At 74.3% G+C, this 24829-nt stretch carries 24 protein-coding genes and 1 tRNA gene; 5 read left to right on the top strand and 20 right to left on the bottom strand.

The window, feature by feature from the left end; genetic code table 11:
• Positions 1–9 precede the first annotated feature (9 nt).
• The gene (locus AB4039_RS06480) at positions 10–876 is read right to left on the bottom strand and encodes a hypothetical protein (protein WP_442270231.1); all 867 of its coding nucleotides are present in this window, start codon (positions 874–876) and stop codon (positions 10–12) included.
• A complete protein-coding gene (locus AB4039_RS06475; RefSeq protein WP_266847251.1) occupies positions 873–1784 on the bottom strand; it encodes a phosphatase PAP2 family protein in 912 nt (303 codons plus the stop codon). Before AB4039_RS06475 ends, AB4039_RS06480 begins: the two co-directional genes overlap by 4 nt.
• 197 nt (positions 1785–1981) lie before the next feature.
• Between AB4039_RS06475 and AB4039_RS06470 the strand changes: the two genes are divergently transcribed.
• Complete coding sequence (locus AB4039_RS06470; protein WP_266847249.1) at positions 1982–2593, top strand: TetR/AcrR family transcriptional regulator; 612 nt, start codon at positions 1982–1984, stop codon at positions 2591–2593.
• A 165-nt stretch (positions 2594–2758) separates the two neighbouring features.
• On the opposite strand, the gene AB4039_RS06465 is transcribed toward AB4039_RS06470, so the two are convergent.
• From AB4039_RS06465 to AB4039_RS06435, 7 genes are all read right to left on the bottom strand, one after another.
• Entirely contained in the window at positions 2759–3304 is a 546-nt protein-coding gene (locus tag AB4039_RS06465; protein ID WP_266847247.1) for a TerD family protein, read from the bottom strand.
• A 107-nt stretch (positions 3305–3411) separates the two neighbouring features.
• The gene (locus AB4039_RS06460) at positions 3412–4689 is read right to left on the bottom strand and encodes a vWA domain-containing protein (RefSeq protein ID WP_442270230.1); all 1278 of its coding nucleotides are present in this window, start codon (positions 4687–4689) and stop codon (positions 3412–3414) included.
• Positions 4690–4703: 14 nt separating this feature from the next.
• Positions 4704–5909 (bottom strand): AAA family ATPase, encoded by a 1206-nt coding sequence (locus tag AB4039_RS06455; RefSeq protein ID WP_442270229.1) that lies wholly within the window; start codon positions 5907–5909, stop codon positions 4704–4706.
• The gene (locus AB4039_RS06450; RefSeq protein WP_442270228.1) at positions 5906–7801 is read right to left on the bottom strand and encodes an ankyrin repeat domain-containing protein; all 1896 of its coding nucleotides are present in this window, start codon (positions 7799–7801) and stop codon (positions 5906–5908) included. The genes AB4039_RS06455 and AB4039_RS06450 overlap by 4 nt, the downstream gene beginning before the upstream one ends.
• Positions 7798–8949 (bottom strand): gala protein, encoded by a 1152-nt coding sequence (locus AB4039_RS06445; RefSeq protein ID WP_442270227.1) that lies wholly within the window; start codon positions 8947–8949, stop codon positions 7798–7800. The genes AB4039_RS06450 and AB4039_RS06445 overlap by 4 nt, the downstream gene beginning before the upstream one ends.
• A 112-nt stretch (positions 8950–9061) precedes the next feature.
• Positions 9062–9134: transfer RNA gene (locus AB4039_RS06440), tRNA-Arg, on the bottom strand.
• A 102-nt stretch (positions 9135–9236) separates the two neighbouring features.
• On the bottom strand, positions 9237–10277 hold the full coding sequence (locus AB4039_RS06435; RefSeq protein WP_442270265.1) for a hypothetical protein: 1041 nt from the start codon (positions 10275–10277) through the stop codon (positions 9237–9239).
• 228 nt (positions 10278–10505) lie between these two features.
• On the opposite strand from AB4039_RS06435, the gene AB4039_RS06430 reads away from it, so the two are divergent.
• Positions 10506–11318 (top strand): glutamate ABC transporter substrate-binding protein, encoded by an 813-nt coding sequence (locus AB4039_RS06430; RefSeq protein ID WP_266847240.1) that lies wholly within the window; start codon positions 10506–10508, stop codon positions 11316–11318.
• Positions 11319–11495: 177 nt separating this feature from the next.
• Here AB4039_RS06430 and AB4039_RS06425 read toward each other — a convergent pair whose 3' ends face one another.
• Entirely contained in the window at positions 11496–12089 is a 594-nt protein-coding gene (locus AB4039_RS06425; RefSeq protein ID WP_442270226.1) for a MarR family winged helix-turn-helix transcriptional regulator, read from the bottom strand.
• 47 nt (positions 12090–12136) lie between these two features.
• On the opposite strand from AB4039_RS06425, the gene AB4039_RS06420 reads away from it, so the two are divergent.
• Positions 12137–12571 carry a MarR family winged helix-turn-helix transcriptional regulator gene (locus AB4039_RS06420; RefSeq protein WP_266847236.1) on the top strand — a complete coding sequence of 145 codons (435 nt, stop codon included), beginning with the start codon at positions 12137–12139 and terminating at the stop codon, positions 12569–12571.
• 3 nt (positions 12572–12574) lie between these two features.
• Here the strand turns inward: AB4039_RS06420 and AB4039_RS06415 are convergent, their stop codons facing one another.
• Positions 12575–13141 carry a DJ-1/PfpI family protein gene (locus AB4039_RS06415; protein WP_266847234.1) on the bottom strand — a complete coding sequence of 189 codons (567 nt, stop codon included), beginning with the start codon at positions 13139–13141 and terminating at the stop codon, positions 12575–12577.
• A gap of 217 nt (positions 13142–13358) precedes the next feature.
• Between AB4039_RS06415 and AB4039_RS06410 the strand changes: the two genes are divergently transcribed.
• Positions 13359–14180: an endonuclease I family protein gene (locus tag AB4039_RS06410; protein WP_442270225.1), complete on the top strand. Its 822-nt coding sequence runs from the start codon at positions 13359–13361 to the stop codon at positions 14178–14180.
• A 51-nt stretch (positions 14181–14231) separates the two neighbouring features.
• Here the strand turns inward: AB4039_RS06410 and AB4039_RS06405 are convergent, their stop codons facing one another.
• The 6 genes from AB4039_RS06405 to AB4039_RS06380 form a co-directional block, all read right to left on the bottom strand.
• Complete coding sequence (locus AB4039_RS06405; RefSeq protein ID WP_266847230.1) at positions 14232–15113, bottom strand: geranyl diphosphate 2-C-methyltransferase; 882 nt, start codon at positions 15111–15113, stop codon at positions 14232–14234.
• Between the two features lie 17 nt (positions 15114–15130).
• Positions 15131–16426, bottom strand: a complete 1296-nt coding sequence (locus AB4039_RS06400; protein ID WP_442270224.1) for a family 2 encapsulin nanocompartment cargo protein terpene cyclase — start codon at positions 16424–16426, stop codon at positions 15131–15133.
• A 333-nt stretch (positions 16427–16759) separates the two neighbouring features.
• Positions 16760–18172: a family 2B encapsulin nanocompartment shell protein gene (locus AB4039_RS06395; RefSeq protein ID WP_442270223.1), complete on the bottom strand. Its 1413-nt coding sequence runs from the start codon at positions 18170–18172 to the stop codon at positions 16760–16762.
• Positions 18173–18789: 617 nt separating this feature from the next.
• A complete protein-coding gene (locus tag AB4039_RS06390) occupies positions 18790–20424 on the bottom strand; it encodes a beta-N-acetylhexosaminidase (protein ID WP_442270222.1) in 1635 nt (544 codons plus the stop codon).
• An 81-nt stretch (positions 20425–20505) separates the two neighbouring features.
• Positions 20506–20967, bottom strand: coding sequence for a heme-binding protein (locus AB4039_RS06385; RefSeq protein ID WP_266847226.1), 462 nt, complete (start codon positions 20965–20967; stop codon positions 20506–20508).
• A 22-nt stretch (positions 20968–20989) separates the two neighbouring features.
• The gene (locus AB4039_RS06380) at positions 20990–22210 is read right to left on the bottom strand and encodes an MFS transporter (protein WP_442270221.1); all 1221 of its coding nucleotides are present in this window, start codon (positions 22208–22210) and stop codon (positions 20990–20992) included.
• A gap of 249 nt (positions 22211–22459) precedes the next feature.
• Between AB4039_RS06380 and AB4039_RS06375 the strand changes: the two genes are divergently transcribed.
• Positions 22460–22927 carry a MarR family transcriptional regulator gene (locus AB4039_RS06375; RefSeq protein WP_266846699.1) on the top strand — a complete coding sequence of 156 codons (468 nt, stop codon included), beginning with the start codon at positions 22460–22462 and terminating at the stop codon, positions 22925–22927.
• A 51-nt stretch (positions 22928–22978) separates the two neighbouring features.
• Here AB4039_RS06375 and AB4039_RS06370 read toward each other — a convergent pair whose 3' ends face one another.
• Genes AB4039_RS06370 through AB4039_RS06360 form a run of 3 tightly spaced genes read right to left on the bottom strand, consistent with a single transcriptional unit; the run spans position 22979 to position 24731 of the window.
• Positions 22979–23530 carry a hypothetical protein gene (locus AB4039_RS06370; RefSeq protein ID WP_442270220.1) on the bottom strand — a complete coding sequence of 184 codons (552 nt, stop codon included), beginning with the start codon at positions 23528–23530 and terminating at the stop codon, positions 22979–22981.
• Positions 23527–24219 carry an RNA polymerase sigma factor gene (locus tag AB4039_RS06365; RefSeq protein WP_442270219.1) on the bottom strand — a complete coding sequence of 231 codons (693 nt, stop codon included), beginning with the start codon at positions 24217–24219 and terminating at the stop codon, positions 23527–23529. The genes AB4039_RS06370 and AB4039_RS06365 overlap by 4 nt, the downstream gene beginning before the upstream one ends.
• 8 nt (positions 24220–24227) lie before the next feature.
• Positions 24228–24731: an LAETG motif-containing sortase-dependent surface protein gene (locus AB4039_RS06360; protein WP_266846693.1), complete on the bottom strand. Its 504-nt coding sequence runs from the start codon at positions 24729–24731 to the stop codon at positions 24228–24230.
• Positions 24732–24829: the final 98 nt, after the last annotated feature.

The following is a 24829-nucleotide window of genomic DNA, read 5'->3' as shown; positions in this document are numbered from 1 at the left end:
ATCATGGTGTCACACGGCCGGCCGGAGGGGACGGCTTTCGGTGGACGCGGCCGGTGCGCCGGGCGGGGTGCGGGTGAGCAGCAGGACCCCGCGCGTGGCGGCCAGGGCTCCGGCGACGGCGAGCAGGATCCCGAGGGCACCGCCCTGGATGCGTTCGCCGAGCAGGACCATCCCGATGGCGGCGGCGGCCAGTGGATTGGCCAGGTTGACGACGGCGAGGGGGGCTCCGAGGCCGCCCCGGTAGGCGCGCTGCGAGAGCAGCATCCCGCCGACGGCGAACACCACCACGAGCAGGGCCACCGTCACCACCCGGACGCTGAGCAGGGCGCCGCCCCGGCCGCCCGCCACGGCGACGGTCTGGGTCAGGGCGGAGGCGGCGGCGGAGGCCAGTCCGGAGGCGGTGGCGTGGCGCAGGCCGGAACGGGGGTCCTTGCGCGCGGTGAGCAGGACGATCACGGCGGCGGTGGCACCGGAGACGCCGAGCGCCTCGGCGAGGGTGAGGGTGTCGTCGGGTGCCGGGCCGGAGGCCGGGAGCAGCAGCAGACCGAGCCCCACGACGGTGGCCAGGGTGCCCCGCCATTCGGTGGCGGAGACCCGCCGTCCGGCGCCGCGCGCGCCCAGCGGTACGGCGGCCACCAGGGTGAGCGCGCCGAGCGGCTGGACCAGGGTGAGGGGGCCGTAGCGCAGGGCGGCGGCGTGCAGCAGCGCCGCGGCGGCGTTCAGCCCGGCAGACCACCACCAGGCGCCGTTGCCGAGCAGGGCGGTGGCGGTGCGGGCGACGGCGCGGCGGGCGAGCCGCTCCTGCGCGACGGCGGCGGCCGCGTAGGTCACGGCGGCGGCGAGGCAGAGGGCGACGGCGAGGGCGGTGGCGTTCACTGCCGCCCCCCGACGGACGCGACGACGGTGGGTACGGGCGCGGTCGCACCGGCCGCGGAGACCGGGACGGACGCGGAGACGCCGGCGGGGGCCGGAACCGGCGCGGAGACGGCCGCCGGAGCCGTGACCGGCGCCGTGACGGACACCGGGGCGCCGGCGCCCGTCTTCGCCCCGCCCCGCCCGGCCGTCGGGCGGGGGATCAGCAGGAGGGTCGCCCCGAGCAGCACGGTGGCCACGATCGCGTCGAGCCAGTAGTGGTTGGCCGTGCCGACCACCACGAGCAGGGTGACCAGCGGGTGCAGCAGCCACAGCGCGCGCCACCGCGACCGGGTGGCCGCGATCATGCCGATGGCCAGCATCAGTGCCCACCCGAAGTGCAGCGAGGGCATCGCGGCGAACTGGTTGGCCACGGTGTCGGCGGCCGCCTCGGCCCGGTAGACGGTGGGCCCGTAGACCTGCCCGGTGTCCACCAGGTGCGCGGCGTCGAGCATCCTCGGGGGCGCGAGCGGGAAGGACAGGTGCAGGGCGAGGGCGGCGCCGGTGAGGACGGCGAGCACCCGGCGGGTCCACAGGTAGTGACGTGGGCGCCGCAGGTACAGCCAGACCAGGAACAGCGCGGTCGCCGGGAAGTGCACCACGGCGTAGTAGGTGTTGGCGGTGTGCACGAGGGCGTCCGAGTGGATCAGCAACCGCTGCACGGCGCCCTCGCCGGGCAGGTGCAGGGCGCGTTCGGCGTCCCAGACGCGGTCCGCGTTGCGCAGGGCCTCGTCGGTGCGGCCCGTCGAGAGCATCCGGCCCGCCTTGTAGACGGCGAAGAGGCTCGCGACGAGCAGCAGCTCGCGTATGAGCCGTCGGCGCGCGTCCCTCTTCCCGGCGGCCGGCCGGCCGGGCGTGGTGTGGGAGGTCATCCCCCGGTCTCACTTCTTTCGGGTGTGGACACGGGTCCCCGGCGGTCTCCCGCCGGTCCGTACCCGCTTCCTATCGACACGCCAGTGTATCGATACATTCGCGTATCGATACGCGGGTGTACCGATACGCCTCCGTAGCCGTACACTCGGAACACCGGAAAGGGCCACCCAGGAGACCGCGAGGAGAGCGCACCCCCATGACGTCGACGCCGCAGGTCACCGCACGCCGCTCCAAGATCACCCCGGAGCGCGAGCAGGAGTTCTACGACGCCGTCCTGGAGCAGCTGCGCGAGCACGGGTACGAGGCCCTGACGATGGAGGGCATCGCGGCCCGCGCCTGCTGCGGCAAGTCCACGCTCTACCGGCAGTGGAAGACCAAGCCGCGGCTGGTGGCCGCCGCCCTGCGGGCGAGCCGCGCGAGCCGCGGGGACCGGACGCTGGCCGGTGTCGACACCGGCACCCTGGCCGGCGACCTGCGCGAGGCAGCCCGGATCGCCGCCTGCACCTCGGGCCGCGACACCCGCCTCACCCAGGCGCTCGGGCACGCGGTGCTCAGCGACGAGGAACTCCAGGGCGCGCTGCGGGAGGCCCTGGTGGAGCCGGAGCTCACGGCGTTCGACGCGATCGTGGCGCGGGCGGTGGCGCGGGGCGAGATCGCCGCCGACCATCCGGCCGTGGAGTTCCTGCCGGCGCAGCTGATGGGCGTGCTGCGGATCCGGCCGGTGCTGGAGGGGCGGTACGCGGACGCCGACTACCTGGTCAGGTTCGTCGACGCGGCCCTGCTGCCCTCGCTCGGCATCACCCCCTGACCCCCCGTACCGGTGGGCCGCCGTCCACGATGACCGGACGGCGACCTGCCCGCGCTGCCTCGTGGGGACGGCGGCAGCGCGCCACCCGGACGGGGCGGCGGTCACTCCCGAGCAGAGTGACCGCCGCCCCGTCCGCAAGGCTCCCGGGGCCTTGCGCGCGCGGGATCAGCCCCGCGCGGTGCCCATGACGCGGGCGAACTCCTCCGGGTCCGCGTCGAATCCCCGGGGGCGCGCGTCCAGCGCCCAGCCGCCCGCGCCGTCCCGGACGAACTCCGCGACGGTGGCCGCCGTGGCGTGCGCCACCTCCTCGAAGTCGCCGGTCGCGAGGTCGGTGTAGCCCTCGCGTATCCGCAGCCCCTTGCCGGCCACCCCGGCGAAGGTCTTGCGGCCGGACTCCGCGGCGGGACCGGCGTCCTGGATCACCACGCCGACCACCACCCGGCCCAGCTCCGGCGCCAGCCGGTCCAGTTCGAGGGTCATCACCTCGTCGAAGCCGAAGCCCTGCCCGGTACGGCTGTCCCTCGTGAGGGTGATGGTGCCGTCGGGGGCGCGGCTGCCGAAGTGCACGAGGTAGACCGGCTCCCCGTGCGGGTCGGAGGCCGCGTACACCGCCGCGACGATGTCCAGGTCGTTGGCGGGGGTACCGGCCGGGCTGGGGTCCCAGCGCAGCGCTATCTCCACCTTGGCCAGACTCTTGCGTACTGCGCTCATCGAACTCCCCCTCCGCCCGGCCGCTTTGGCCCGTGCCGCCCCGCCATGCTGTCACGCGCAGGTGATCACGGGGTGCGGCACCGTACGTTCCCGGCCAGTGCGGACGGTCACCGGGCGAGGTCGACGCGTACGGTCTCCACCCAGTGCGGCGGCCGCGGGGCGTCCGCCCCGATCAGCGCGGCGATCAGCCGGCAGGACTGCGGCTCCTGCGGCCACGGCGTGTATCCGTCGGTCAGGACGACCACCACGTTCGGCCGGTCCGGCAGGGACAGCGCGGCCCGGATGCCCACGCGCATGTCGGTGCCCCCGCCGCCGGCCAGTTCCACCTGGCCGCCGCGGGTCACGCGGCTCACGGTCTGCACGTCGGCGTCGCAGGCCAGGACGGCGACCCGGTTGCCCCCGACCCCCACTTCCCGGAGCACGCCGGTGACCTCCCCCAGCGCCGCCGCGAGCTCCTCCTCGCCCATCGACCCGGAGGTGTCGATGACGATCGCGACCCTCGGCAGCGGGCGGCGCAGGCTCGGCAGCACGACGCGGCCGCCGAGCGCGGGCGTGCGGCGCGAGGGCCGCCGGTAGGTGTAGTCGACGGCGCCGCCCGCCCAGGCCGCGGCCTCCCGCACCGCCCCGGACAGGGCGCGGCGCCAGTCCACGGTGGGCTCCAGCACCTCGCGGGCCCAGCGGTCCCAGCCGGCGGGGAGCGTGCCGCGGGTGCGCTGGTGGGCCCGCATGGCCCGGGCGGTGGCGCGGCGCAGGGCCTCGGCCTCCGCCGGGCCGATCCCGCTCGGGTCCCGTCCTTCTGCCCCGCCCGGCCGTGCCTCCCACGGGCGCGGGATCCCGTGTGCCCCGGAGCCGCAGTCCACGCCGTGCGGCGGGGTCGCGGGAACCCCCGGCAGGTACTCCTCGAACAGACCGCCCGTGGCGAGGCCGAAGAGGCGGGGTTCCATCCGCCCGGCGGGCAGGGCCAGTCCGTCGGCGAGGAGGTCGTCGTTGATCTCGCAGTCCTGGGCGATGTTGACCCGGACAGGATCGCGCTGGTCGGCCGGCGGGAGCCGGTCGGCGCGGCCGTGGTGGTCGCGCAGCAGGTGGGCCACCTCGTGGATCCACACGCCCGCCAGCTCCGCCACGGGGGTCCGCTCGACGAAGGCGGGCGAGACGTAGCAGCGCCAGTGCCGGTCGACACCCATCGTGGCCACCCCCGACGGGCCCGGGGAGGGGACGACGGTGAGGGCGTAGAGGGCGGAGGCGAGGTAGGGCCTGGCCTCGGCGGCGGAGTACCGGGCGGCGAGCAGCTTCGCCCGGTCCAGTCCGGGACCCGGGTCCGGGTTCGCGCCCGGGGGCGGAGACGCGTACGGGTACGGGTACGGGGACGACGCTTCGTCCTGCATGGCCCGGCTGCCCGTCAGCGGGCGCCGGGCAGGGACCCGGCGAGCTGGAGCAGCTCCACGAAGGCGTCGATCCCGGCCGGTACGGGCCAGGCGGGCTCCCGCATCGCGGCCAGGTCGGCGGCGGCCCGCGCGGCGACGTCGGGCACGCCCGCGTCGACGGCCTTGGCGAGGACCACCCAGCCGGCCTCCCAGCGGGCGCGCGTCGGATCGCTCTGCACGGCCGCCACCACGGCGATCAGGAAGGCCAGCTGGCGGTCGCCGCGCTCGGGGAGCGCGAAGGCCTCCGGGTGTGCGAGGACCCGCTCCGGGTCGGGCAGGTCGAGGTGCTCCAGGTAGGAGAGCAGCTCCAGGCCCGCACCGTCGCCGACGGCCCCCGTGAGCACGGCGGACAGCGCCTCGCCGCCGGCTCCGGCCGCGTACCCGGTGGCGAGCAGGCGCAGCGCCATCTCCCAGGTGCGCGGGGAGGGCCAGGCACGGCCGCGGCCCTCGGCGTCGTTCGGCAGGTGGTGGACGAGGCCCGGACGGGCGGTGAGGAACCCGGAGATCACGCCCCGGGCACGGGCGGCGGCGCCCGCGGCCCGTGCGGGGTCCACGGTGGGGACGGCCGCCTCGGGCCAGGTGCCGGCCATGCCGCGGGCCACCGTGCGCGGGTCGTGCGTCCAGTCGAGGTGGACGAACCGGTTGGCCAGCGGGGGGCTCAGGTGCCAGCCGTCGGCCGCGCTGGACGGCGGGTTGGCCGCCGCGACGATCCGTACCGCGGGGGGCAGCACCAGGCTGCCGACCCGGCGTTCGAGGACGACCCGCAGCAGGGCGGCCTGGACCGCCGGCGGGGCGGAGGACAACTCGTCGAAGAACAGCAGTCCGTGTCCGGTACGGGCCAGGCGCACCGCCCAGTCCGGCGGGGCCATCGGGACGCCGGTGGTGGCGGGGTCGTCGCCGACGATCGGCAGCCCGGCGAAGTCGGAGGGCTCGTGGACGCTGGCGATGACGGTTTCCAGCCCCACCCCGAGGGCGTCGGCGAGCCGCTCCATGCCGGCGGACTTGCCGATGCCGGGCTCGCCCCACAGCAGGACGGGCTGATTGGCCGTCACCGCCAGTGCGAGGGCTTCGAGCTGGGGAAGGACGGCGGGTTCGGTGCGGGTGGCGTCCAGGCGGGCGTTGAGGGCATCGGCGGCGGCGAGGAAGCCGGCCGGGTGGTGCTGCGGTCGTGCGGTGCTCACCGGTCACCGGCCCCTTCCCCTGCTCCGTCGCTTCCTTCGGCCCCTTCGGCTTCCTCGGCCCCGTCGAAGGGCTCGTCCTCGTGGGCGTCCTGCTGCTCCTCGCCGGCGTCGGCGTCCTCCTCGTCCCGCCACTCCATGTACTCGTCGAAGTAGTCGGCCCCGATGTCCGGGTACCGCTCGTCCACCAGCTCCCGCACGAAGGTCAGGTCGTCGCGCCGGAAGCGGCGCACCAGCTGGCTCAGGGACATTTCCGCCTCGTCGGTCACGTCGAGCCGGGCCCCGGCGTCGATCAGCGCCCGGACGAGCTCGGCGGTGCCGCCGTCCCGCACGGCGGCCAGGAGCGGGGTGCGCCCGGGGTCGTCCTGGGTCTCCAGGCCGAGTCCGGCCGCCAGCAGCCGGGGCAGGAGTTCCTCGTGCTCCAGGTGGGTCAGCATGTGGAGCAGGGTGCGGCCCTTGGCGTCCCGGACATGGGGGTCGACACCGGCGTCGAGGAGTTGGAGCACGCCGGGGGCGTCCCCGTGTGCGGCGCGCAGGAAGAGGTCCCGGCGCTCCTCCCGCAGGGCGCGCGGGAGCCGCCCTTCGCCCGAGGTCCAGGACTCGCGCACGGCGAAGCAGCCGGAGATGGTCCCGCCGAAGGCCCGCAGGGCCCGCTCGCGCTGCTGCTCCTGCGCGGTGTGCGGCACGTCGAGGACTCCGCCCCGCGAACGGACCTCGTGCCAGACACCGGTGCACCGCACCCGCACGGGCCGCGGCGCGGCGGGCCCGGACGGCCCCTCGGCCGGGTCGGCCCCGGGGAACAGTGCGGCGGCGACCAGGGGGTGCAGGGCCCGCGGCGTGATCCGGCCGGTCCGCAGCAGCTGGAGGTCCGGCAGCGGGCGCCAGGCGTACTCCGGCAGCCGGGGTACTCCGCGCAGTTCGTCGGGCTCGGCGAGGCGCAGGCGCAGCGGCGCACCGGCCTCCGTGTCCCGTGCCGACGCGGCCCCGGCGCCGGGCAGTTCCAGGAGTACGCGGCAACGCCAGTCGGGAACGTAGCGGAAGCGGTTTCCCGCGCCGGCCGCGGCCAGCAGCCGGACCTCGGACAGCAGCCGGGCCGGGTCCGGGCCGGAGGCCGCCAGTGACGCGAGGGCATGTTCGGGCGAGCCGACCGACCGCTCCGGCAGGTCGAGGTCCAGCGCCGTGCCGGACACCGCGAGGGCCTCGACGAACTCGCCGCGGGCCGACAGGACCGCGGCCCATTCGGCGCGGCCCGCCGCGTCGCCGGGGCCCGGGTCGGCGGTGGGCAGTTCGCCGTCGCCGAGCGGGGTGCCGTCGGGGCGGAAGAAGGGAAGGCGGTCGGCCGGGCCGTAGCGGGAGCGGAGTTCGGTCGTGCACCGCGCGTCCCAGAAGCGGCGGGCAGCCGTCCAGTCCTCGTCGGTCCAGTCGATGCGCCCGCCGCCCGTGCGCTCGGGGGACAGTGGCTCGCACTCCAGCCGCAGCCGCTGCGGGCCGTCCACCATCCCGAAGGTGGTGACGTACAGCACGGGTACCCGGCGTCCCCGGCGGGGCCCGCCGTCCGCGGCGTAGGAGGCCAGGAGGATCCGGCGGCTCGGGGCGAGCGTGGTGCGCCCGCCCCCGACCCGGGGCAGGTGCCAGCGCAGCAGGTCGGGCGCGAAGTGGCGCAGGTCCTCGGCGACCGCGTCGGCGACGGCGGTGCCGTACCGGGAGGCCAGGGCCGCCGGGTCGAAGCCGATCTCGACGGACGCGGCGGCGCACGCGGCCCGCCAGTCCCCCGCCAGGCGGTGCCGGGTGGCCTGCTCGATCATCCAGGCGGGTACGGCGTAGCGGCGGACCCGCAGCCAGGACCCCGCGTCCTCGCTCGTCAGGGCCCCGGGCGCCCGGAGGTCGCGGCTCACCGGTACACGCTGCCGATGGCGCGCAGGTCCGGGTGGGCCGCGCGGGCGGGGCGCAGCCGTTCGGTGAAGGAGCGCTTGACGCGTCGGGGCAGGCCGGGGCCCAGGCCGACGTGTTCCAGCGGGCTGTCGTCGGGCAGTGCGGCGAGGAGCTGCTTGGCACCGCGGCCGGTGATACCGGTGTGGCGCAGTTCCAGGCGTCGCAGCGGACTGCCGGGGAGGGCGGCGGCCAGGGCGTACGCGCCTTCGTCCCCGGGGTCGTTGCCGGTCGAACCGAGGCTGCGCTCGGACATCGTGCGGCCGAGGTCGAGCGACTCGATCCCGTCCAGCGCTTCGGCGAGGGCGCGGGCTCCGGCGACGCCGATTCCGTTGCCCCCGAGACCGAGGCGGACCGGACGGCCGGGGCCGGCGTCCGCCGCGGCGGCGGCCAGGACGGCGGCGCCCTCGTCCCCGAGGTGGTTGGCCGGTACGTAGAGCTCGCTCACTCCGGCGTCACGGATGAGGGAGGCGAGCAGCGGGGCGTGCTCGGCGGTGAGGCCGTTGCCGCCGAGGAAGATCCGCTCCAGCGGCGCCCCCCGGGTGAGCAGGGCGTCCAGGAGCAGGCGTACGCCGTCGGCGCCGATCCCGGTGTTGACCAGATCGAGGGTGCGCAGCGCGGTGTTGCGGCGCAGGAGCGCGGCGAGGGTGCGGGCGCCGTCGGCGTGGAGGGGGTTGCGCTTGAGCCAGAGCGCGCGGACGGTGGTGTCCTCGGCGAGGGCTCCGGCGAGGGCGAGCGCTCCGTCCGGGCCGATCCGGTTGCAGCCGAGGTAGAGGGTGTGCACCCCGTGCCCGGTGCCCGCGCCGGTGAGGGCTTCGGCCAGGGCGCGGGCGCCGGTGTCGCCGAGGGCGTTGGTGCCGAGCAGCAGGTGCGCGGCGTGCGGGGAGGCGGTGGCGGCGGGCAGCAGCCGGGAGCCTCCGGCGGGGCCGAGGCCCTGCTTGCAGAGGTCGAGGCGGCCGTCGGCGCGCAGGGTGCCGAGGGGGAAGGTCTCGTCGGCCTCGACGGGCCGGGCGTCCGCGAGGCGGGCGAGCAGCGGGTCCAGCGCCGCCGGATCGGCGAGCGGCATGTCGGGGTGCTCGATCGCGGGGCACCGTACGGGCGTCGGCTGTGTCATCACCACTCCACCGGTTTCCTCGCCGGCGCCCGGCGACCCACCACTTCGTTGACTGCGTGCACGACGCCGTGCCGGCATGGAGGCATGCCGGTACGGCGGTCGGAAGGAGACGCAAGACCGGTCGGATTCGAACCGACGTCCTCCAGCTCGATGCTTGGGCGCGACGACCTCTGCGCTACGGCCTTGCTGAGGTGATCATACCGACGCGGCGGCCGAAAATCGATCACCAGTTTGAAAACGTTCGGCGGGGCGGCGGGACCCCGCTCGCCCCGGCGGCCGGCCCTCCGCTACCAGTCCCCGTCCTGCACCGGCTCTCCGGGACGCGGCGCGTTGCCGAGCGGGATCACCTGGCCGGGGACCGGGGGGACCCACGGGGTGTGGTCGTCGCCGAGCCAGTCACCGACCGGTTCGACGGCGCCCAGCGGCCCGGCGGGCGGGAGGTCGGCGCCGGTCTCGTCGTAGTAGTCGTACCAGGGCAGGCCGGCCCGGGTGTAGGCGGCCCGGTCCACGGGGGACGGCGGCGCGTCCTCGCCGGTGATGCGGCGCCACTCGGGCGGGGTCACCAGGTGGACGAAGACCCGCGCGGCCGGACTGTCGGCCCAGGCGGCCGGTTTGCGGTCGTCGCGGTAGACCTCCTGGCGCATGGTCCCGCCGACGCCGAGCCCCATCGCCGGGGCCGACGCCCGGGGGGCGCAGGCGGCCGCCATCGGCGCCTGCGGCGGGGCGCCGTAGCCGAAGCCGGCCGGCCCGGAGCCGGGGGCGGCCGGGCGGGGCCGCAGGGCACGCTCCCGTTCGGCCTCGCGCCACTTCTTCAACTCCCGGGGATTCAGCGCGAACGCCTGGAGCTGGACCCCGCCCGTGATCTCCTCACCCGTGACCTGCCCCTCGACCGTGGCACCGAGGCCGAGCGGCACGGCGACGAACTGGCGCACCGTCCCCTCGCCCGAGTTGATCCCGTCGAGCCAGGGCTGGCGGGGCAGCACCACGTAGTTCTGCGGCTCGCGCGAAAGCCGGCCCGTCCAGCGCTCGCCGGAGACGGCGCACACCTTGCCGACGCCGACCTGGAGGGCGGCGGGCTCCCGCGAGCCGCCGAAGCTGAGCCACATCGCCTCGCGCAGGTACACCGGCAGCATCACGCCGCCCTTGGCCCGCCACTGCGGCGGCACGGTGTCCGGGTAGTCCTCGACCCGCCGCAGCGGGAACTCCCCCAGACCGGGCGGGAGCGCGTGCGTCCCCGACTCCGGGAGGCGCAATGTCCGGATGAACCGGATACGTACGCCTTCACCCAACAGCAGCGTGTTCCCCTCGACCCGTGCCCCGCCCGTCACTTCCACCACGCGCCGGCCCCCCCTTCTCCTGTGACGACCCGGAACCGGCGGAGAATCTTCGGCCGGACCGGATCGTTATCCTCAAGTTTTACTCAGATCTAGTGACGCTGCGCCCGTCACCTTCCTAGCTTCCTCATACACGTGCCATGACGCCCCCGCGGTTGCGCGCGTGCCCCCGTTCCCGCGATTTCCTCCCACGGTTCCGCGATCCCGACGAAAGAGTGCAGCATGAAGGTTCCCAAGGCCGGTGCGGTCGCCGCAGTGATCGCCCTCGCCGCCACCGCCTCCGGCTGTGGTGGTGACGCCCCGAAGGAGCCCCTCTCCGTCGGAATCAAGTTCGACCAGCCGGGCATCGGGATGCGCGAGGCCGACGGCACCTTCACCGGTTTCGACGTCGACGTCGCCACGTACATCGCCAAGGAGCTCGGCTACAAGCCGAACGAGATCGAGTTCAAGCAGGTGTACAGCTCGGACCGGGAGCTGCTGCTCCAGTACAACGAGGTCAAGTTCGTCGCCGCCAGCTATTCGATCAACGCGAAGCGGCAGGAGAAGGTCGACTTCGCCGGGCCCTACTTCGTCGCGCACCAGGACCTGCTGGTCCGCGCCGACGACGGCTCGATCACCAAGGCCGAGGACCTCAACACCAAGAAGCTGTGCTCGGTGACGGGCTCGACCTCCGCCGAGAACGTCAAGAACAACCTCGCGCCCAAGGCGAGCGTGCTGGAGCTCGGCGGCTACTCGGAGTGCCTCGTCGCACTCCAGGACGGCCTCGTCGACGCGATGACCACGGACAACTCCATCCTCGCCGGGTACTCGGCCAGGAAGGGCAACGAGGGCAAGTTCAAGCTGGTCGGCCTGCGGCTGAGCAACGAGAACTACGGCATCGGCGTCAAGAAGGGCGACAACGAGCTCCAGCGCAAGATCAACACGGCGCTCGCCAAGATGGTCTCGGACGGCTCCTGGGAAGCGGCCGTGAAGAAGAACTTCGGGCCGGCGAACTACAAGTACGAGCCGGCGCCCCAGGTCACGACGGGCAGCTGACGCCCGCCGGGCCCGCGTACGCGCGGCCCCGGACTCAGCGCGCGACGCCCCCGGACCGGAATCCGGGCGGCGTCGCGCCCTCGGCGCCCCCCTGCCTGCCCCCCCCTGCACAGCCCTCCCCCGGAGTCCGGTCGCCCCCCGGCGGGGCGGTCGAGGTCCGCCGCACGGGAGCGGGGCTCAGCGGTCGCGGCCCAGTTCCTGGAAGCCCTCCGTGAAGCGCGCGAACAGCCGGGCGAACTCGGCGCGCTCCCCCTGCGACCAGTCCGCCGTCACCTGCTCCACCACCGCCCGCCGGAAGGCGTGCGCCTCGTCCAGCGCCACGCGCCCGGCGGGCGTGACGGCCAGGGGCGCACGCCGCCCGTCCGTCTGGTCGGCGCCCCGCCGGACCCAGCCCGCGGCCACCGCCGCCGTCACAAGGCGGCTGGCCCGGGGCTGGTCGACGTGCAGGGCGTCCGCCACGCCCCGTACACCCACCGGCTCCCCCTCCTCCTCGGCCGCTTCCACCACGTCGAGGACGTCGAACGCCGGACCGCCGCCCTGGGCCGTACCGGCTCCGGCGAGGCGGGAGAGGGTGCGCCGGGTGACACTGCGCCGCATCGAGACCATGGCCCGCTCGATCAGCGCCACCTCGGGCCGCGCCACCTCGGGCCGCGCCACGTCGGGCCGCGCCACCTCGGGCCGCGCCTCCTCGGTCCGCACGGCGGCCGCCCGGGGGTCCACGCTCCCGTCAGCCTTGCCCTTGCCCATGCCCGCCTCCAGATGCATACTCATCAACAATTACTTGTAGTTTTACATCTTTCATGGAGAGGCGGACGGCCGTGACCACCCCGTCGCAGCTCAAACCGATCGGCTACTACCTCAAGCACCTCGACGCCCTGATCGACCGGGAGTTCGACCGGGCGCTCACCGCGAGCGACCTCACCCGGCGCCACTGGCAGGTCCTGCACGCCCTCGCCTCCCACGGCCCGCAGGACGCGGCCGGCCTCACCGCGCGGCTGCGCCCCTTCTGGGACCAGGGCGCGATCACCCTCGACGAGGTCACCTCCGGCCTGTCCGCCCGCGGCTGGATCGCACGCGACCCGGACGCCGGGACGTACGCCCTCACCACCGCGGGAGACCGGGGCCACGCGGACGCCGAACGGCTCATCCTGGCGACCCGGGGCAGCGTGACCGCCGGCGTCACGGACGAGGAGTACGCGGGCGCCGTCACCGTCCTCGCCCGCATGTGCGCCAACCTCGAAGCGACCGGCTGACCGCTACGCCAGCGGCGCCTTGGCCCTCAGGACCGTGAGGAACTCCCGCATCCACGCGGAGTGGTCGGGCCACGCGCGGGCGGAGACGAGGGTGCCGTCGACCACGGCCTCGGAGTCCTCGAAACCGGCCCCCGCCGCCTTCATGTCCGGCTCCAGCGCCGGATAGGCGGTGACCCGGCGGCCGTCCAGGACCCCGCTCGCGGCGGTGATCAGCGGTCCGTGGCAGATCTGCGCGATCGGCTTGTCGGCCCCGGCGAAGGCGGCCAGGATCCGCCGCACGTCGGGGTCGTTGCGCAGGTACTCCGGCGCGCGCCCGCCCGGGACGACCACGGCGGCGTACTCCCCGGGAACGACGTCGGCGAAGGCGATGTCGGCCGGCCAGGTGTAGCCGGGCTTCTCCGTGTACGTGTCGAAGCCCTCCTCGAAGTCGTGCACGACGAAGCGCAGCTTCTTGACCGAGGGGGCCGCGATGTGCACCTCGTACCCCTCCTCGCGCAGGCGCTGGTAGGGGTAGAGGACCTCGAGCGACTCCGCCGCGTCGCCGGTCACGATGAGGATCTTCGCTGCCATGGGCTGCTCCCGGTAGGACTGTTCACGGTCACCTCGGCCCTGCCGAGGCCACCGCTACCGTGCCCGAGCCGGCCGGACGGCAAACCCCAAGGTCCGCACCCCCGACACATGGCCTTTACCTGTTGGGCACATGACAATGTGACCCTCGCTCTGCCACCTGACACCCCGCCGACTGCCACGGTGGGGACGGTGCGTGTGGAGAGGTGTCCCCCACGTCATGAGAATCTCCCGTACGACCCCCTGGGCCGCCGCCGCCGCGGCCGCCGCGCTGTTCCTCGTACCGGCCACCGCCACGGCGGGCCAGCGGACGGCGGCACCCCACGCCGCCCCCGCCCCCGCCGCCGCGGCCACCACGGTCGACGCGTACTACGCCGCCGCCGAGGGCAAGACCGGCGCCGCGCTGAAGACGGCCCTGCACGACATCATCAAGAACCAGTCCAAGGTCACGTACGACGGCGTGTGGAACGCGCTGAAGGTGACCGACCAGGACCCGGYGAACCCCGACAACGTCATCCTCGTCTACTCCGGCCGTTCCCAGTCCAAGTCCAGCAACGGCGGCGGGGTCAACGACTGGAACCGCGAGCACGTCTGGGCCAAGAGCCACGGCGACTTCGGCACCGCCACCGGCCCGGGCACCGATCTGCACCACCTGCGCCCCGAGGACGTCACCGTCAACAGCACGCGCGGCAACAAGGACTTCGACATGGGCGGCAGCCCGGTGGCGGAGGCCCCCGGCAGCTACACCGACGCCGACTCCTTCGAGCCGCGGGACGCGGTCAAGGGCGACGTCGCGCGGATGCTGCTGTACATGGCGGTGCGCTACGACGGCGGTGACGGCTTCGCCGACCTGGAGGTCAACGACAAGGTCAACAACGGCACGGCGCCCGCGATAGGCCGGATCAGCGTGCTGAAGCAGTGGAACCAGCAGGACCCGCCGGACGCCTTCGAGCAGCGCCGCAACCAGGTCATCTTCGACACCTACCAGCACAACCGCAACCCGTTCATCGACCACCCGGAGTGGGTCAACTCCATCTGGTAGCCGGCCGTCCAGCCTGTCCGGGCCCGTCGGATCACGGGCCCGGACCGGACGTCAGACGCGGTCGGCGGCGATCAGGACGTACTGGAACGAGCCGTCCTCGTAGGACTTGATGAACGCCTCCTCGATGCCCGTCACCAGGGAGGACGTGGCGCGCAGCCGCCAGTAGGGCAGCGTGTCCGGGGTGAGGTCGATGACGGTCTGCGGGACCAGCCGGTTGTCGGCCATGGCACGCAGGTACTCGCGCCGCGAGTGGATGTTGCACTCGAAGTGGGCGTTGATCTGCGAGACCCACTTCGACGGCTGGCCGTACTTCGGGTTCCAGCAGCCGGTGATGGTCACGTAGCGGCCGCCGACCTTGAGGATCCGGGAGTGCTCGGACATCAGGTCGTGCAGGTCGACGTACATGCTGGACTCGTTGTTCCAGGAGGCGGACACCGAGCCGCTCTCCAGGGGGGTGTCGAGCATGTTGCAGACCCGGGCGCGGACGTGGTCCCCGATGCCGAGCTCACGCGCGCGCTGGTTGGCGAATTCGGCCTGCTTGGCCGACAGGGTGACGCCCTCCACCTTGCACCCGAAGCGCTGGTGGGCCATCACCATCGAACCGCCGCGGCCGCAGCCGGCGTCCACCAGCGTGTCGTCGCGCCCGATGGCGCCCAGGCCGTCGAGCAGTACGTCGGTCTGGGCCGACTCCAGCCGGTGCAGCTCGGCGACCAGCTTCTTCTCGTACGCGCTGTCGGCGGGGTCCCCGAGGGCCTCCGTGGCGACGGGGCCCACGCCGTAGTGGTGGTGGTAGAGGCCGTCGACATCGCCGAGACGCAGGTTCACCGGCCGCGCCTCTTCGTTCCAGTAGCGGGCGATGTCGCCCTGGTAGGGCGTCGCCGGGGCCGGGATGAAGGCGGAGGCGCCACGGGTGGGGGTGATCTCAGTGGTCACAGATAAGTCCATTCCTCTTACCAGAAGTCGGGCAAGCTGTAGCGGTAGGTGTTGGTCATGTGCCAGTAGTGGTTGCCGTCGACCCAGACGGCCATGCCCCGCAGGAAGCGCAGCAGGCGCGGGTCGGGCCAGGAGGCGGCCAGCGCGGCGGCCTCGGCCTCGAACTCGTGCATGAGCTCGTTGTGGACCTCGACCGCCTTCAGGTAGCCCTCCTTGTCGGAGAGACCTTCCTGCTCGGCGATCACCACGGGCAGGTTCAGGTGTTTGCCGGGGCTCTTGAGCTCCTTGGTGTAGGAGTAGAGGTCGTTCGAGATCGTGGTGGCGTTGCCCGCGAGCGCGATGACGCGCTGCAGGGCGGGCAGGGCGTGCAGGTCCGGCGGTAGCTCGTAGCCGCCGACCGTGTCGGTGATGGTGGGGCAGGGGCGGAAGTTGTTGAACTGCCGCATCGACAGGTACTCCCACACCTCCGGCGTGTAGTCCGTCTGCGCCCACGCCGCCTCGGCGAGGTACCCCATGTGGAGCCGGGCCATGTCGTGCCGGAACCGGTCCGCCTGGGACGGGGTGGCGGCCTCGGAGAAGTACGCCATGGCCGACCGGTAGGAACGGCGGGCGGCGTCCGAGAGCAGCGACTCGGCCCACACGGGCTGGTACTCCGCCGTCGTGTGGAGCGGGTCCAGGGCGGTGTGGGCGAGCAGAAGCCTTCCGCCCAGGCCGACCGGCGAGCCTCCGTGGTCCTCGCAGTAGACGTCGTCGACGACGTTCTCGGCGACCATCAGCCGGGTGGCGATCATCAGGTGGTCGACGGTCGGGGCGTCCGGGTGGCAGGCGACCATGTAGCGGCCCACGGAGAAGCCGTCGAACTGGTCCTCCCACTCCGGGGGGTAGGCCTCGACCTCGTCCACCGCCCACCGCTTGATCCGTCGGCTGACCTCCGCCACCCGGACGGGGTCGGGCTCCGGCACGGGGTGGTGGTAGAGGCCGGGGATCGGCCGGCCCTCCTCCGGAGCGGCCGGAACGGGCGGCCGTGCGGGCCGGGCGGGGTACAGCCCTGAGGTCCCGATGCCGCTCGGGCCGCGGACGATCCGGTCCAGGGCGGGGTTGGGGCCCGGGACCGTGGCCGTCCCGGCCTCCCGCACCGCCCCGGCGGCGAGGTCGCCGCCCGCGCCCTCCACGGCCGGTGCGGCCGCGTCCGCCCCCGGTACGGAGGTCCCGGCGGCGGGCCCGAAGGGCAGTGCCGGGCCGGTCGGCAGGAGCGGCCGGAGAGCGGTGCCGGGAAGGGCCGAACGCAGGGGGGACGTCCCGGAGTCGGGCATCCATGGCTCCTAAGTGAGATGAGTGGGCTGATCCGGATCTCGGGCACGCGCAGGGGCACGGAAGTGTTCCGCGCACGCGGGCACCGCTCGGCACGACACCGCGCGGGCGGGCCGCAGCGGCGCGGGGCGGACCCGCGCGGGGCGGCCCGGGGCCGCAGCCGTGACCGGAGCCGTGCGGGCGGGGCGGGCCCCGGTCACCGGGCCGGGCTCTCCGGGCCGGACGGGCTCCTGAGGAACGTGCGCGCCGGACACCCCCGAGGGATGTCCGGCGGGTCGGGCCGGGGCCGGAACCGGGCCGTCCGGCCCCGACCCGGCCGGGTCACGCCCTGGGCCCTAGTCGCGGCTCCGCGCGATCTGCACGTTCTCCAGCACGCCGAGCGCGTCGGGGACGAGGATGGCTGCGGAGTAGTACGTGGTGACCAGGTAGGAGATGATCGCCTGCTCGTCGATCCCCATGAACCGCACCGACAGGCCCGGTTCGTACTCCTCCGGCAGACCGGTCTGGCGCAGACCGACGACGCCCTGGTTTTCCTCACCGGTGCGCATCGCGAGGATCGAGCTGGTGTTGTCCTTGCTGATCGGGATCTTGTTGCACGGCAGGATCGGGACACCGCGCCAGGCCGGTACCTGCTGACCGCCGAGGTCGACGTGGTCCGGGTAGAGCCCGCGGGCGTTGAGTTCGCGCCCGATGGCCGCGATGGTCCGCGGGTGGGCGAAGAACAGCTTGGTGCCGCGCCGGCGGCAGAGCAGTTCGTCGAGGTCGTCCGGGGTGGGCGGACCGGAGTGGGTCTGGATCCGCTGCTTGAAGGAGGCGTTGTGCAGCAGACCGAACTCGCGGTTGTTGATCAGCTCGTGCTCCTGGCGCTCGCGCAGCGCCTCGATGGTGAGCCTGAGCTGTTCCTCGGTCTGGTTGTGCGGGCCGTTGTAGAGGTCGACGACGCGGGTGTGGACCCGCAGGACCGTTTGCGCGATGGAGAGTTCGTACTCGCGCGGGTTGAGCTCGTAGTCGACGAAGGTGCCGGGCAGCTCGGGCTCGCCCGTGTGGCCGGCGGACATGGCGATCTCGGCCTCGCCGTGCTTGTTCTGCCGCTGCCGGGGCAGGCTGCTGAACTGCTGTACGTGCGCCTGGAGTTGCGGCGCGTTGGACAGCACGGAGGCGAAGTCGGCGCGGGAGAGGCTGAGCAGCGTGCCCGCGGTCTCGGCGGTGGCGGTGTAGTCCCACTGCGCGTCGGCGTCCAGCAGGGCGTTCTCGCCGAACCGGTCGCCGTCGGCGAGCACCGCGACGGCGACCTCGTCGCCGTACTTGCCGACCGAGGTCTGGGCGATCCGGCCGTGGGCGATCAGGTGGATCCGGTCGGCCGGGTCACCGCGCTGGACGAGGACCTCGCCGGGCCCGAAGTCACGCTGGACGCAGCGGGCGGCGAGCGCGCTCAGCACCTCGACGTCGTCGAAGCCCCGCAGCAGGGCGAGTTCGCCGAGCTCCCGCGGGATCACCCGGACGGTGGCGCCGTCCTGGACGAACTCGATGCGCCCGTCGCCCACGGTGTAGCTGAGGCGGCGGTTCACCCGGTAGGTGCCGCCCTTGGTTTCGACCCAGGGGAGCGTCCGCAGCAGCCAGCGGGAGGTGATCTCCTGCATCTGCGGGGCGGACTTGGTGGTGGTGGCAAGGTTGCGGGCGGCCGCCGTACCCAGGCTGGACTGCCGGGGCGGAGCGGGCTGCGCCTCCGTGCTGGCGTCAACGGTCATCGGGCGAGCTCTCCTTCGCGGGGGCGGTGACCGTCGTCGCACACGGGCGGGGTGGTCAACCGGTGAAAAGAGGAAGAAAGAGGAACAGGAGCAAGAGGGACGGACATCCGGGGGAGTCCGCCCGAATCCGTGGAAACAGTAACGGCGGCGGAACCGGTGATCGTCCTGAGCCCCATGGCATTACCTCGATCCAGCGATCTCCGTCTCAGCCGCGTTTGCCCTGGCGGCCGACCACATTCACGCCCGCTCGAACATGGGTCCGAGAGCCCGCGCCGAGAGCCCGCACGCCCCTTCCCTCACTCACGCCACAGAGGTCTACGGACGCCTCATCGCCTCCGGCTCCGGCCCCGCAAGCCCGCACGCTGCCACGACGGAATGCCCCGGCGACACCCGAGCCGGGCCCGGACCGCGGCGCCGGCCGTCCCCGCCCTCCCCCGCTCCGGGAACGACCGCCGGCCCGACGTACCGGTGCCGCCCGGATCCGGCCAATCCCCCCCCCGCATCAACGGCCTTCACACGGCGGGAGGGGCCGCCCGGCCTGTGGCCGGGCAGCCCCTCGACGAGGATCGCGTGGTTGCGGTTCACGCACGTCCGTGCCCGCCGCCGTACGCGGCGGATCAGCCGACGCGGTCGGCGAGGGCCCGGAAGTCGGCCCAGGAGGCCTGCGGCGTCCGGGCGTCCCAGAGCTTCTGGGACAGGGCGGCCAGGGGGAGCCGGATGCCCGCGGCCACCTGGTCCTGGGTCTGCGCACCGGCCAGGTCGGCCCAGACGGCGAGCCGGCCGCCGAGGATCTGCGCGTCGTAGCGGGCCGGGACGGCGGAGGTGCCGCGCAGCACCCGCGGGGTCCACTCCTCGTAGATCCGCCGGCCGGTGGGGTACGTGAACTGGTTGGGCTGGCCCAGCACGTAGTAGAGGTACTCGTCGTTGAGGTTGACGACCTTGCGGCCCGCGCTCAGGTACTCCAGCGGCGGCCGGGCGCCGATCTCCTTGCCGGTCCAGTACTCGACCTGGAGGTCCGGGGCAGCGGTGGCGACGCCGCCCCGGAAGAATCCGTCGTTCCAGGCCTTGAGGGTCTTGCCCGACGGGCGGACCACGGCCGCCCGGTCGTTGAGCCAGCCCGTCGCCAGGTCCTGGACCCGCGCGGAGGGACCGTAGCGGGCGCGGGCGGCGGCCGCGAGCTTCGGGAAGGAGGCCTGCGGGTCGCGGACGACCAGTGCCTGGTACTCGTCGGCGCCCAGGTGCCAGGCCCCGGCGGGAAACAACGGCAGGTACTCGCGCAGCAGTTCGTCCACGAGGCGGGCGGAGGCGGGGTTCGCTATGTCCACCGCGCCCTTGACGGCCCGGCCGTTCACGTCGCGCAGCTGGAGTTCGGGGTGCGCGCGCAGCACCGCGCCGAGGTGTCCGGGCGAGTCGATCTCGGGGACGACCGCGATGTGCAGGCGTGCGGCAAGGGCGTTGATCCCGCGTACGTCGGCCTTGGTGAGGTGCGGGGTGGAGACGATCTCCGGGTGGGTGTCGGACTGGATCCGGAAGGCCTGGTCGTCGGAGAAGTGCAGGCCCAGCTGGTTGAGTTTGAGGTCGGCCATCTCGCGCAGCCGGTTCTCTATCCAGGCGGGGGTGAAGTTCTTGCGCGCGATGTCCAGGTTGAGGCCGCGCTGGGGTTTGGCGGGGGCGTCCTCGACGGTGCCCTCGGGGGCCGAGCCGGTTCCGCGTATCTCCTGTTTGAGGGTGCGGGTTCCGTAGAAGACGCCCGCCTCGTCGGGGCCGGTGATCCGGACCCGGCCGCCCTGGACGGTGAGGGTGTACGACTCGGGCGGGCCGGAGCCCTTCGCGGCGAGGGCGAGCTGGACGTCGCCGGGCCCCGGCCGGGCCGACTCCGCGTAGCCGAGCTTCAGCTCGCCGGCGAGCAGTTTCGCCTCGTCGGACAGGGCCGCGCTGTCCGCGGGGGATACGACGACCCGCGCCGCCGGGGCGGGCTTCCAGCCGGGGCCGCGGGCGGCCCGGTGTTCCCGTACGGCCGGGACGGTGCGCGGGGCGGTGGAGAGCGGGTAGGCGGACGGCGAGGGCGAGGGCGGTTCGGCGGGGCTCGCCGCCGGGGAGCGCGTGGATCCGGTGGTGCCCGCGCTCCGGGGGCCGGCCCCGGACGGCTGGGCTCCGGCGGAACAAGCGGGCACGGCGAGGGTGACCAGCGCGGCGGCCGTCGCCATCGCCAGGGTCCGGTCCCGCCGGATCCGCCTCGTCCGCTGCCCCATGTCACACCCGTTCTGTCGCCGTGTCCCCCGTACCAACCTGGCACGGGGGACACGGGGGCGCGACCCGGGCCGGGCCGGGGTTCAGCCCAGGGCGTCCACGGCCGCCGCGGCGAAGCCGTGGTCCTGCTCGGGGGCCCCGCCGCCGACGCCGATGGCCCCGACGAGGCGGCCGTCGCGGTGGACGGGCAGTCCGCCGGCGATGAAGAGCAGCGGCCGGTCGAGGGCGGTGGGCAGGGTGTGGAAGGGGCCGCCGGGCTGGACCGCGTCGACGAGGTCGGCCGTGGGGGCGTTCAGCTGGAGGGCGGTGAACGCCTTGCGGGTGCTGGTCTCGCCGGAGATCAGGACGGCCCGGTCGTCGCGGCGGAAGGCCAGCGGGTGGCCGCCCGCGTCCAGGACGGTGACGCTGACCGTGGCCCCGGCTGCTTCGGCGGCGGCCGCGGCCGTGGCGACGAGCAGTTCGGCGTCCCCGGTGGTCAGTGGGGCGACCGCGGTACGGGGGGCGGTGGCGGTAGCGGTACGGGGGGCGGTGGCGGTGAAGGACATGGCGGTACTCCTGGGAGGGGGATCAGTGGTGGGCCGGGACGGGGGTGGTGGGGGCGGGGGCTCCGGCGGCGACGGTCCGGCTCGCGGTCGCCGCTCGTCCCGTACGGCGCTCCAGCGCTCCGGAGACGAGGGCGAGGACGAGGGCGGAGGCGGCGAGTGCCGCGCCGACCCAGTTCGGGGCGGTCCAGCCGAGGCCGGCGGCGATCACGAGGCCGCCGAGCCAGGCCGCGAGGGCGTTGCCGAGGTTGAAGGCGCCGATGTTGACGGCGGAGGCCAGGGTGGGGGCTCCGGCGGCCTGGTCGAGGACCCGCTTCTGCAGCGGGGGCACGGTCGCGAAGCCGAGGGCGCCGATGAGGAAGACGGTGACGGCGGCGCCGGTCCTGGTGTGGGCGGTGAGGGTGAACAGGGCCAGTACGACGGCCAGCGCGCCCAGGGACGTGTACAGCATCGGCATCAGGGCCCGGTCGGCGAAGCGGCCTCCGACCAGGTTGCCGGCGACCATGCCCAGGCCGAGGAGGACGAGCAGCCAGGTGACGGAGGTGTCGGCGAAGCCGGCGACGTTGGTCATCATCGGGGTGATGTAGGTGACGGCGGCGAACACCCCGCCGAAGCCGAGGACGGTCATGCCCATCGCGAGCAACACCTGGACGTTGCGGAAGGCGGCCAGCTCGTGACGGATGCGGACCCCCTCGGGGCGGGGGAGGTCGGGGACCAGCCGGGCGATGCCGAGCAGGCCGATCACGCCGAGCGCGGCGACGGCCAGGAAGGTGACGCGCCAGCCGAGGGTCTGCCCGACGAGGGTGCCGAGCGGGACTCCGACGACGTTGGCCACGGTCAGGCCGGTGAACATCATCGCGATCGCGCCGGCCTTCCGGTCCGGGGCGACGAGTCCGGCGGCGACGACCGCGCCGATGCCGAAGAAGGCACCGTGGGCGAGGGAGGCGACCACGCGTCCGGCGAGCATGACGCCGAAGGCGGGGGCGAGCGCGGAGAGCAGGTTGCCCGCGACGAAGAGGCCCATGAGCAGCATCAGCATGCGCTTGCGGGGTACGCGGGTGCCGAGGACGGTCATCAGTGGGGCACCGAGGACGACGCCGAGGGCGTAGCCGGTGACCAGGAAACCGGCGGTCGGGATGGAGACGCCGTAGCCGGCCGCGACCTCGGGGAGCAGGCCCATGATCACGAACTCGGTGGTGCCGATCCCGAAGGCCCCGATGGCGAGGGCGAGGAGGGCGAGAGGCATGAGGAGGTGCCCTTCAGGGGGTGGGGGGTACGGGGGCGGGCGGACCGCATGATGTTGCGTTCGCCGTTAGCCTTCGTCCACATTAATTGCAGACGCGGGATATTTGCAAGCGCGGGCTATTGCGGGGGTGGCCTATCCTGGCGGTACGCACGGCACACCACACGGCTGCGGCGCAACGCACGGCGCGGACGCGCTGCGCAGGAGCTCAGCGGTATCGCACCATCGACGGGACCATCGACGGAGGAGCCCATGACGGCCACGGACAGCGCACTCACGGGCCTCGCCCAGGGCTGGTGCGCCCTTTCCCTCCTGCACGGCCGGATCGAGGCGCACATCGAGCGGGCGCTGCAGACGGGGCACGGACTGAGCGTGCGCGAGTACTCGCTGCTGGACGTGCTCAGCCGGCAGCACAGCGGCCCGGGGGGCCACCTGCGGATGCACCAGGTGGCGGAGTCGGTGGTGCTCAGCCAGAGCGCGACGACCCGGCTGGTCAGCAGGCTGGAGGACCGCGGACTGCTGAACCGCTACATCTGCGACACCGACCGCCGGGGCATCTACACGGATGTGAGCGCGGCCGGTCTGGCCCTCCTGGCCGAGGCCCGCCCCACGAACGACACGGCCCTGCGCGAGGCCCTCGACGAGGCCGCGCTCAGGCCGGAACTGGCCCCCCTGGTCGCGGCGGTCGAGAACACCCGGGGCCAGGCCCTGTCTCCTTGACGAACGGGCGCCGTATCGCGGTGACGCAGGAGCGGGACAGGGGCCGGTCGGCTAGTTGCCCGCCGGCGTCGGGGAGGGCGCGCTGCCCGCGGTGCGGAGGGTGGACGGGCTGGCGGAGCCCGCGCCGGAGCCCGTACTCGGCTGCCCGCCCGCGGGCAGGGTCGGCGGGGCCGTGCGGGGCGCTCGCGAAGGGGTCGCGCCGGGCGTCGGCCCGGCGGACGGGGTCCGCGACGGCGCGGGTGTCGGCGGCGGCGACACGGAGGCCGAAGGGGGCGCGCTCGGCTGCGGGGAACCCGAGGGCGTCGGCGAGGTGAACTCGGGCGGCGAGGCGGGCGGCACCGGCCGGGGCCCGACCGGGTCGGGCCCGAGGACCAGGAGCCCGGCGAGGGCCGCCGCCGCCAGGCCGGACAGGCCCGCGAGGGTCCAGGCCGAACGCCGCACCCAGGGGGTGCGCAGGGACAGCCGGCGCAGGTGCGGTCCCGGCGGGTCGGCGGGACGCAGCGTGACGACCGTGACCTCCTGCGCCCGGGCCGTCAGGGCCTCGCGCAGCAGCCCCTCCACCGGGCGTTCGCCCTCGCGCGCGGTACCCGTAACGCGGGTCATACCCGTCCCTCCAGGATCCGTTCGAGTGCGTCCAGCGCGCGGCTCGCGTTGGACTTCACCGCACCGCGGCTGATGCCGAGGGTGTCGGCTATCTCCGCCTCGCTGAGGTCGGCCCAGTAGCGCAGCACCAGGACCTGGCGGCGGCGCGGCGTGAGCCCGCGCAACGCGGCCAGCACCTCGCGGTGGGCCTCCCCCAGGACGACGGAGGCCTCGGCGGAGGGCACGTCGGCGCTCACCGGCGGGATCCAGGCCCTGGCGGTGCGGCGGCGGCGCAGCACCGAGCGCGAGGTGTTCACGACGGCGGTGCGCAGGTAGCCCAGGGCGTTGTCCACCTCCGCGATCTCCTCTCCGTAGCGCCGGTACACGGCAGTGAAGGCGTCCTGTACGACGTCCTCGGCGGTGCCCGGGTCGTCGACGAGGAGCACCGCCAGGCGCACCATGGCGAGGCGGTGCGCGTGGTAGAGCTCGGAGACGGTCGGTGGGCGCGGGGGCGCGTCCCCGCCGGCGTCGGGGCCGAGGGGGTGGGCGTGGCCGTAGGTGTACGCGTACCGGGACGCGTGGGGGCGGGCGTCGGGCCCGGCCGCCGGCGGCGCGGACCGCTCGCGGCGTGAGAGCCACCACCACAAGCCCCGCCACGCCCGGGCGAACCCGGGCGTGAGGGGGCTGATGGACGGTGCGAGGTCGAGCACGGGTGTCCTCAGCTGCTGGTGCGCCGCCGCACGGTGTACAGGGCTCCGGCCCCGACGGCGACGAGCCCGACGGCTCCGGCGGCGAGTGCGACGGTGGTCGCGGAAGAGCCAGTATGCGCGAGCTCGGATCCGCCGGGTCCGGCGGAGGGCTCGGCGGAGCCCGGACCCGAGCCGCTGCCGGCGGGCGACGACGGCGAGGCGCTGGGCTGGGTGCCCGCCGTCCCGGGCGCGCTGACGCTCGGCTTGGCGCCGCCGGGCTGGCTCGGGGCGGCGCTCGGGGTGGCGCTCGACGTGGCCCCGCCGGGGGTGGTCGGCACGGGGCTCGGCTTCGCACCGGCCGGGGTGGACGGTACGGGGCTCGGCGCCGCGCTCGCGGTGACGCCGGGCGCCGCCGCGCCGGAAGAGGCCCCCTCCGAGGCGAAGGCCGGGCCGCCGAGGGCGACGACCGCCCCGGCGGCCGCGACGACGGCGGCCCGGCGGGCGGACAGGGGAACGCGCTTCAGGTTCTTCACTCTGGTTCTCCACGGTCGGGTCGAGGGCTCGGAACTTCGCCCTTCACCCCTCCACGACGTGCGAGTCCCGGATCGGTTGCCGCCGTTCCCGAAAAACT

This window comes from Streptomyces sp. M-16 (assembly GCF_052114405.1).
GTDB lineage: Bacteria > Actinomycetota > Actinomycetes > Streptomycetales > Streptomycetaceae > Streptomyces.
Note: the sequence above shows the minus strand (reverse complement) of the source record. Positions and strands in the feature narration are given on the sequence as shown.

Bases quoted from the DNA above. Each gene is read 5' to 3' on its own strand.
- AB4039_RS06475 (WP_266847251.1), bottom strand. From the start codon at position 1,784: ATGACCTCCCACACCACGCCCGGCCGGCCGGCCGCCGGGAAGAGGGAC.
- AB4039_RS06470 (WP_266847249.1), top strand. From the start codon at position 1,982: ATGACGTCGACGCCGCAGGTCACCGCACGCCGCTCCAAGATCACCCCG.
- AB4039_RS06465 (WP_266847247.1), bottom strand. From the start codon at position 3,304: ATGAGCGCAGTACGCAAGAGTCTGGCCAAGGTGGAGATAGCGCTGCGC.
- AB4039_RS06460 (WP_442270230.1), bottom strand. From the start codon at position 4,689: ATGCAGGACGAAGCGTCGTCCCCGTACCCGTACCCGTACGCGTCTCCG.
- AB4039_RS06445 (WP_442270227.1), bottom strand. From the start codon at position 8,949: ATGACACAGCCGACGCCCGTACGGTGCCCCGCGATCGAGCACCCCGAC.
- AB4039_RS06430 (WP_266847240.1), top strand. From the start codon at position 10,506: ATGAAGGTTCCCAAGGCCGGTGCGGTCGCCGCAGTGATCGCCCTCGCC.
- AB4039_RS06425 (WP_442270226.1), bottom strand. From the start codon at position 12,089: ATGAGTATGCATCTGGAGGCGGGCATGGGCAAGGGCAAGGCTGACGGG.
- AB4039_RS06415 (WP_266847234.1), bottom strand. From the start codon at position 13,141: ATGGCAGCGAAGATCCTCATCGTGACCGGCGACGCGGCGGAGTCGCTC.
- AB4039_RS06400 (WP_442270224.1), bottom strand. From the start codon at position 16,426: ATGCCCGACTCCGGGACGTCCCCCCTGCGTTCGGCCCTTCCCGGCACC.
- AB4039_RS06395 (WP_442270223.1), bottom strand. From the start codon at position 18,172: ATGACCGTTGACGCCAGCACGGAGGCGCAGCCCGCTCCGCCCCGGCAG.
- AB4039_RS06390 (WP_442270222.1), bottom strand. From the start codon at position 20,424: ATGGGGCAGCGGACGAGGCGGATCCGGCGGGACCGGACCCTGGCGATG.
- AB4039_RS06385 (WP_266847226.1), bottom strand. From the start codon at position 20,967: ATGTCCTTCACCGCCACCGCCCCCCGTACCGCTACCGCCACCGCCCCC.
- AB4039_RS06380 (WP_442270221.1), bottom strand. From the start codon at position 22,210: ATGCCTCTCGCCCTCCTCGCCCTCGCCATCGGGGCCTTCGGGATCGGC.
- AB4039_RS06375 (WP_266846699.1), top strand. From the start codon at position 22,460: ATGACGGCCACGGACAGCGCACTCACGGGCCTCGCCCAGGGCTGGTGC.
- AB4039_RS06370 (WP_442270220.1), bottom strand. From the start codon at position 23,530: ATGACCCGCGTTACGGGTACCGCGCGCGAGGGCGAACGCCCGGTGGAG.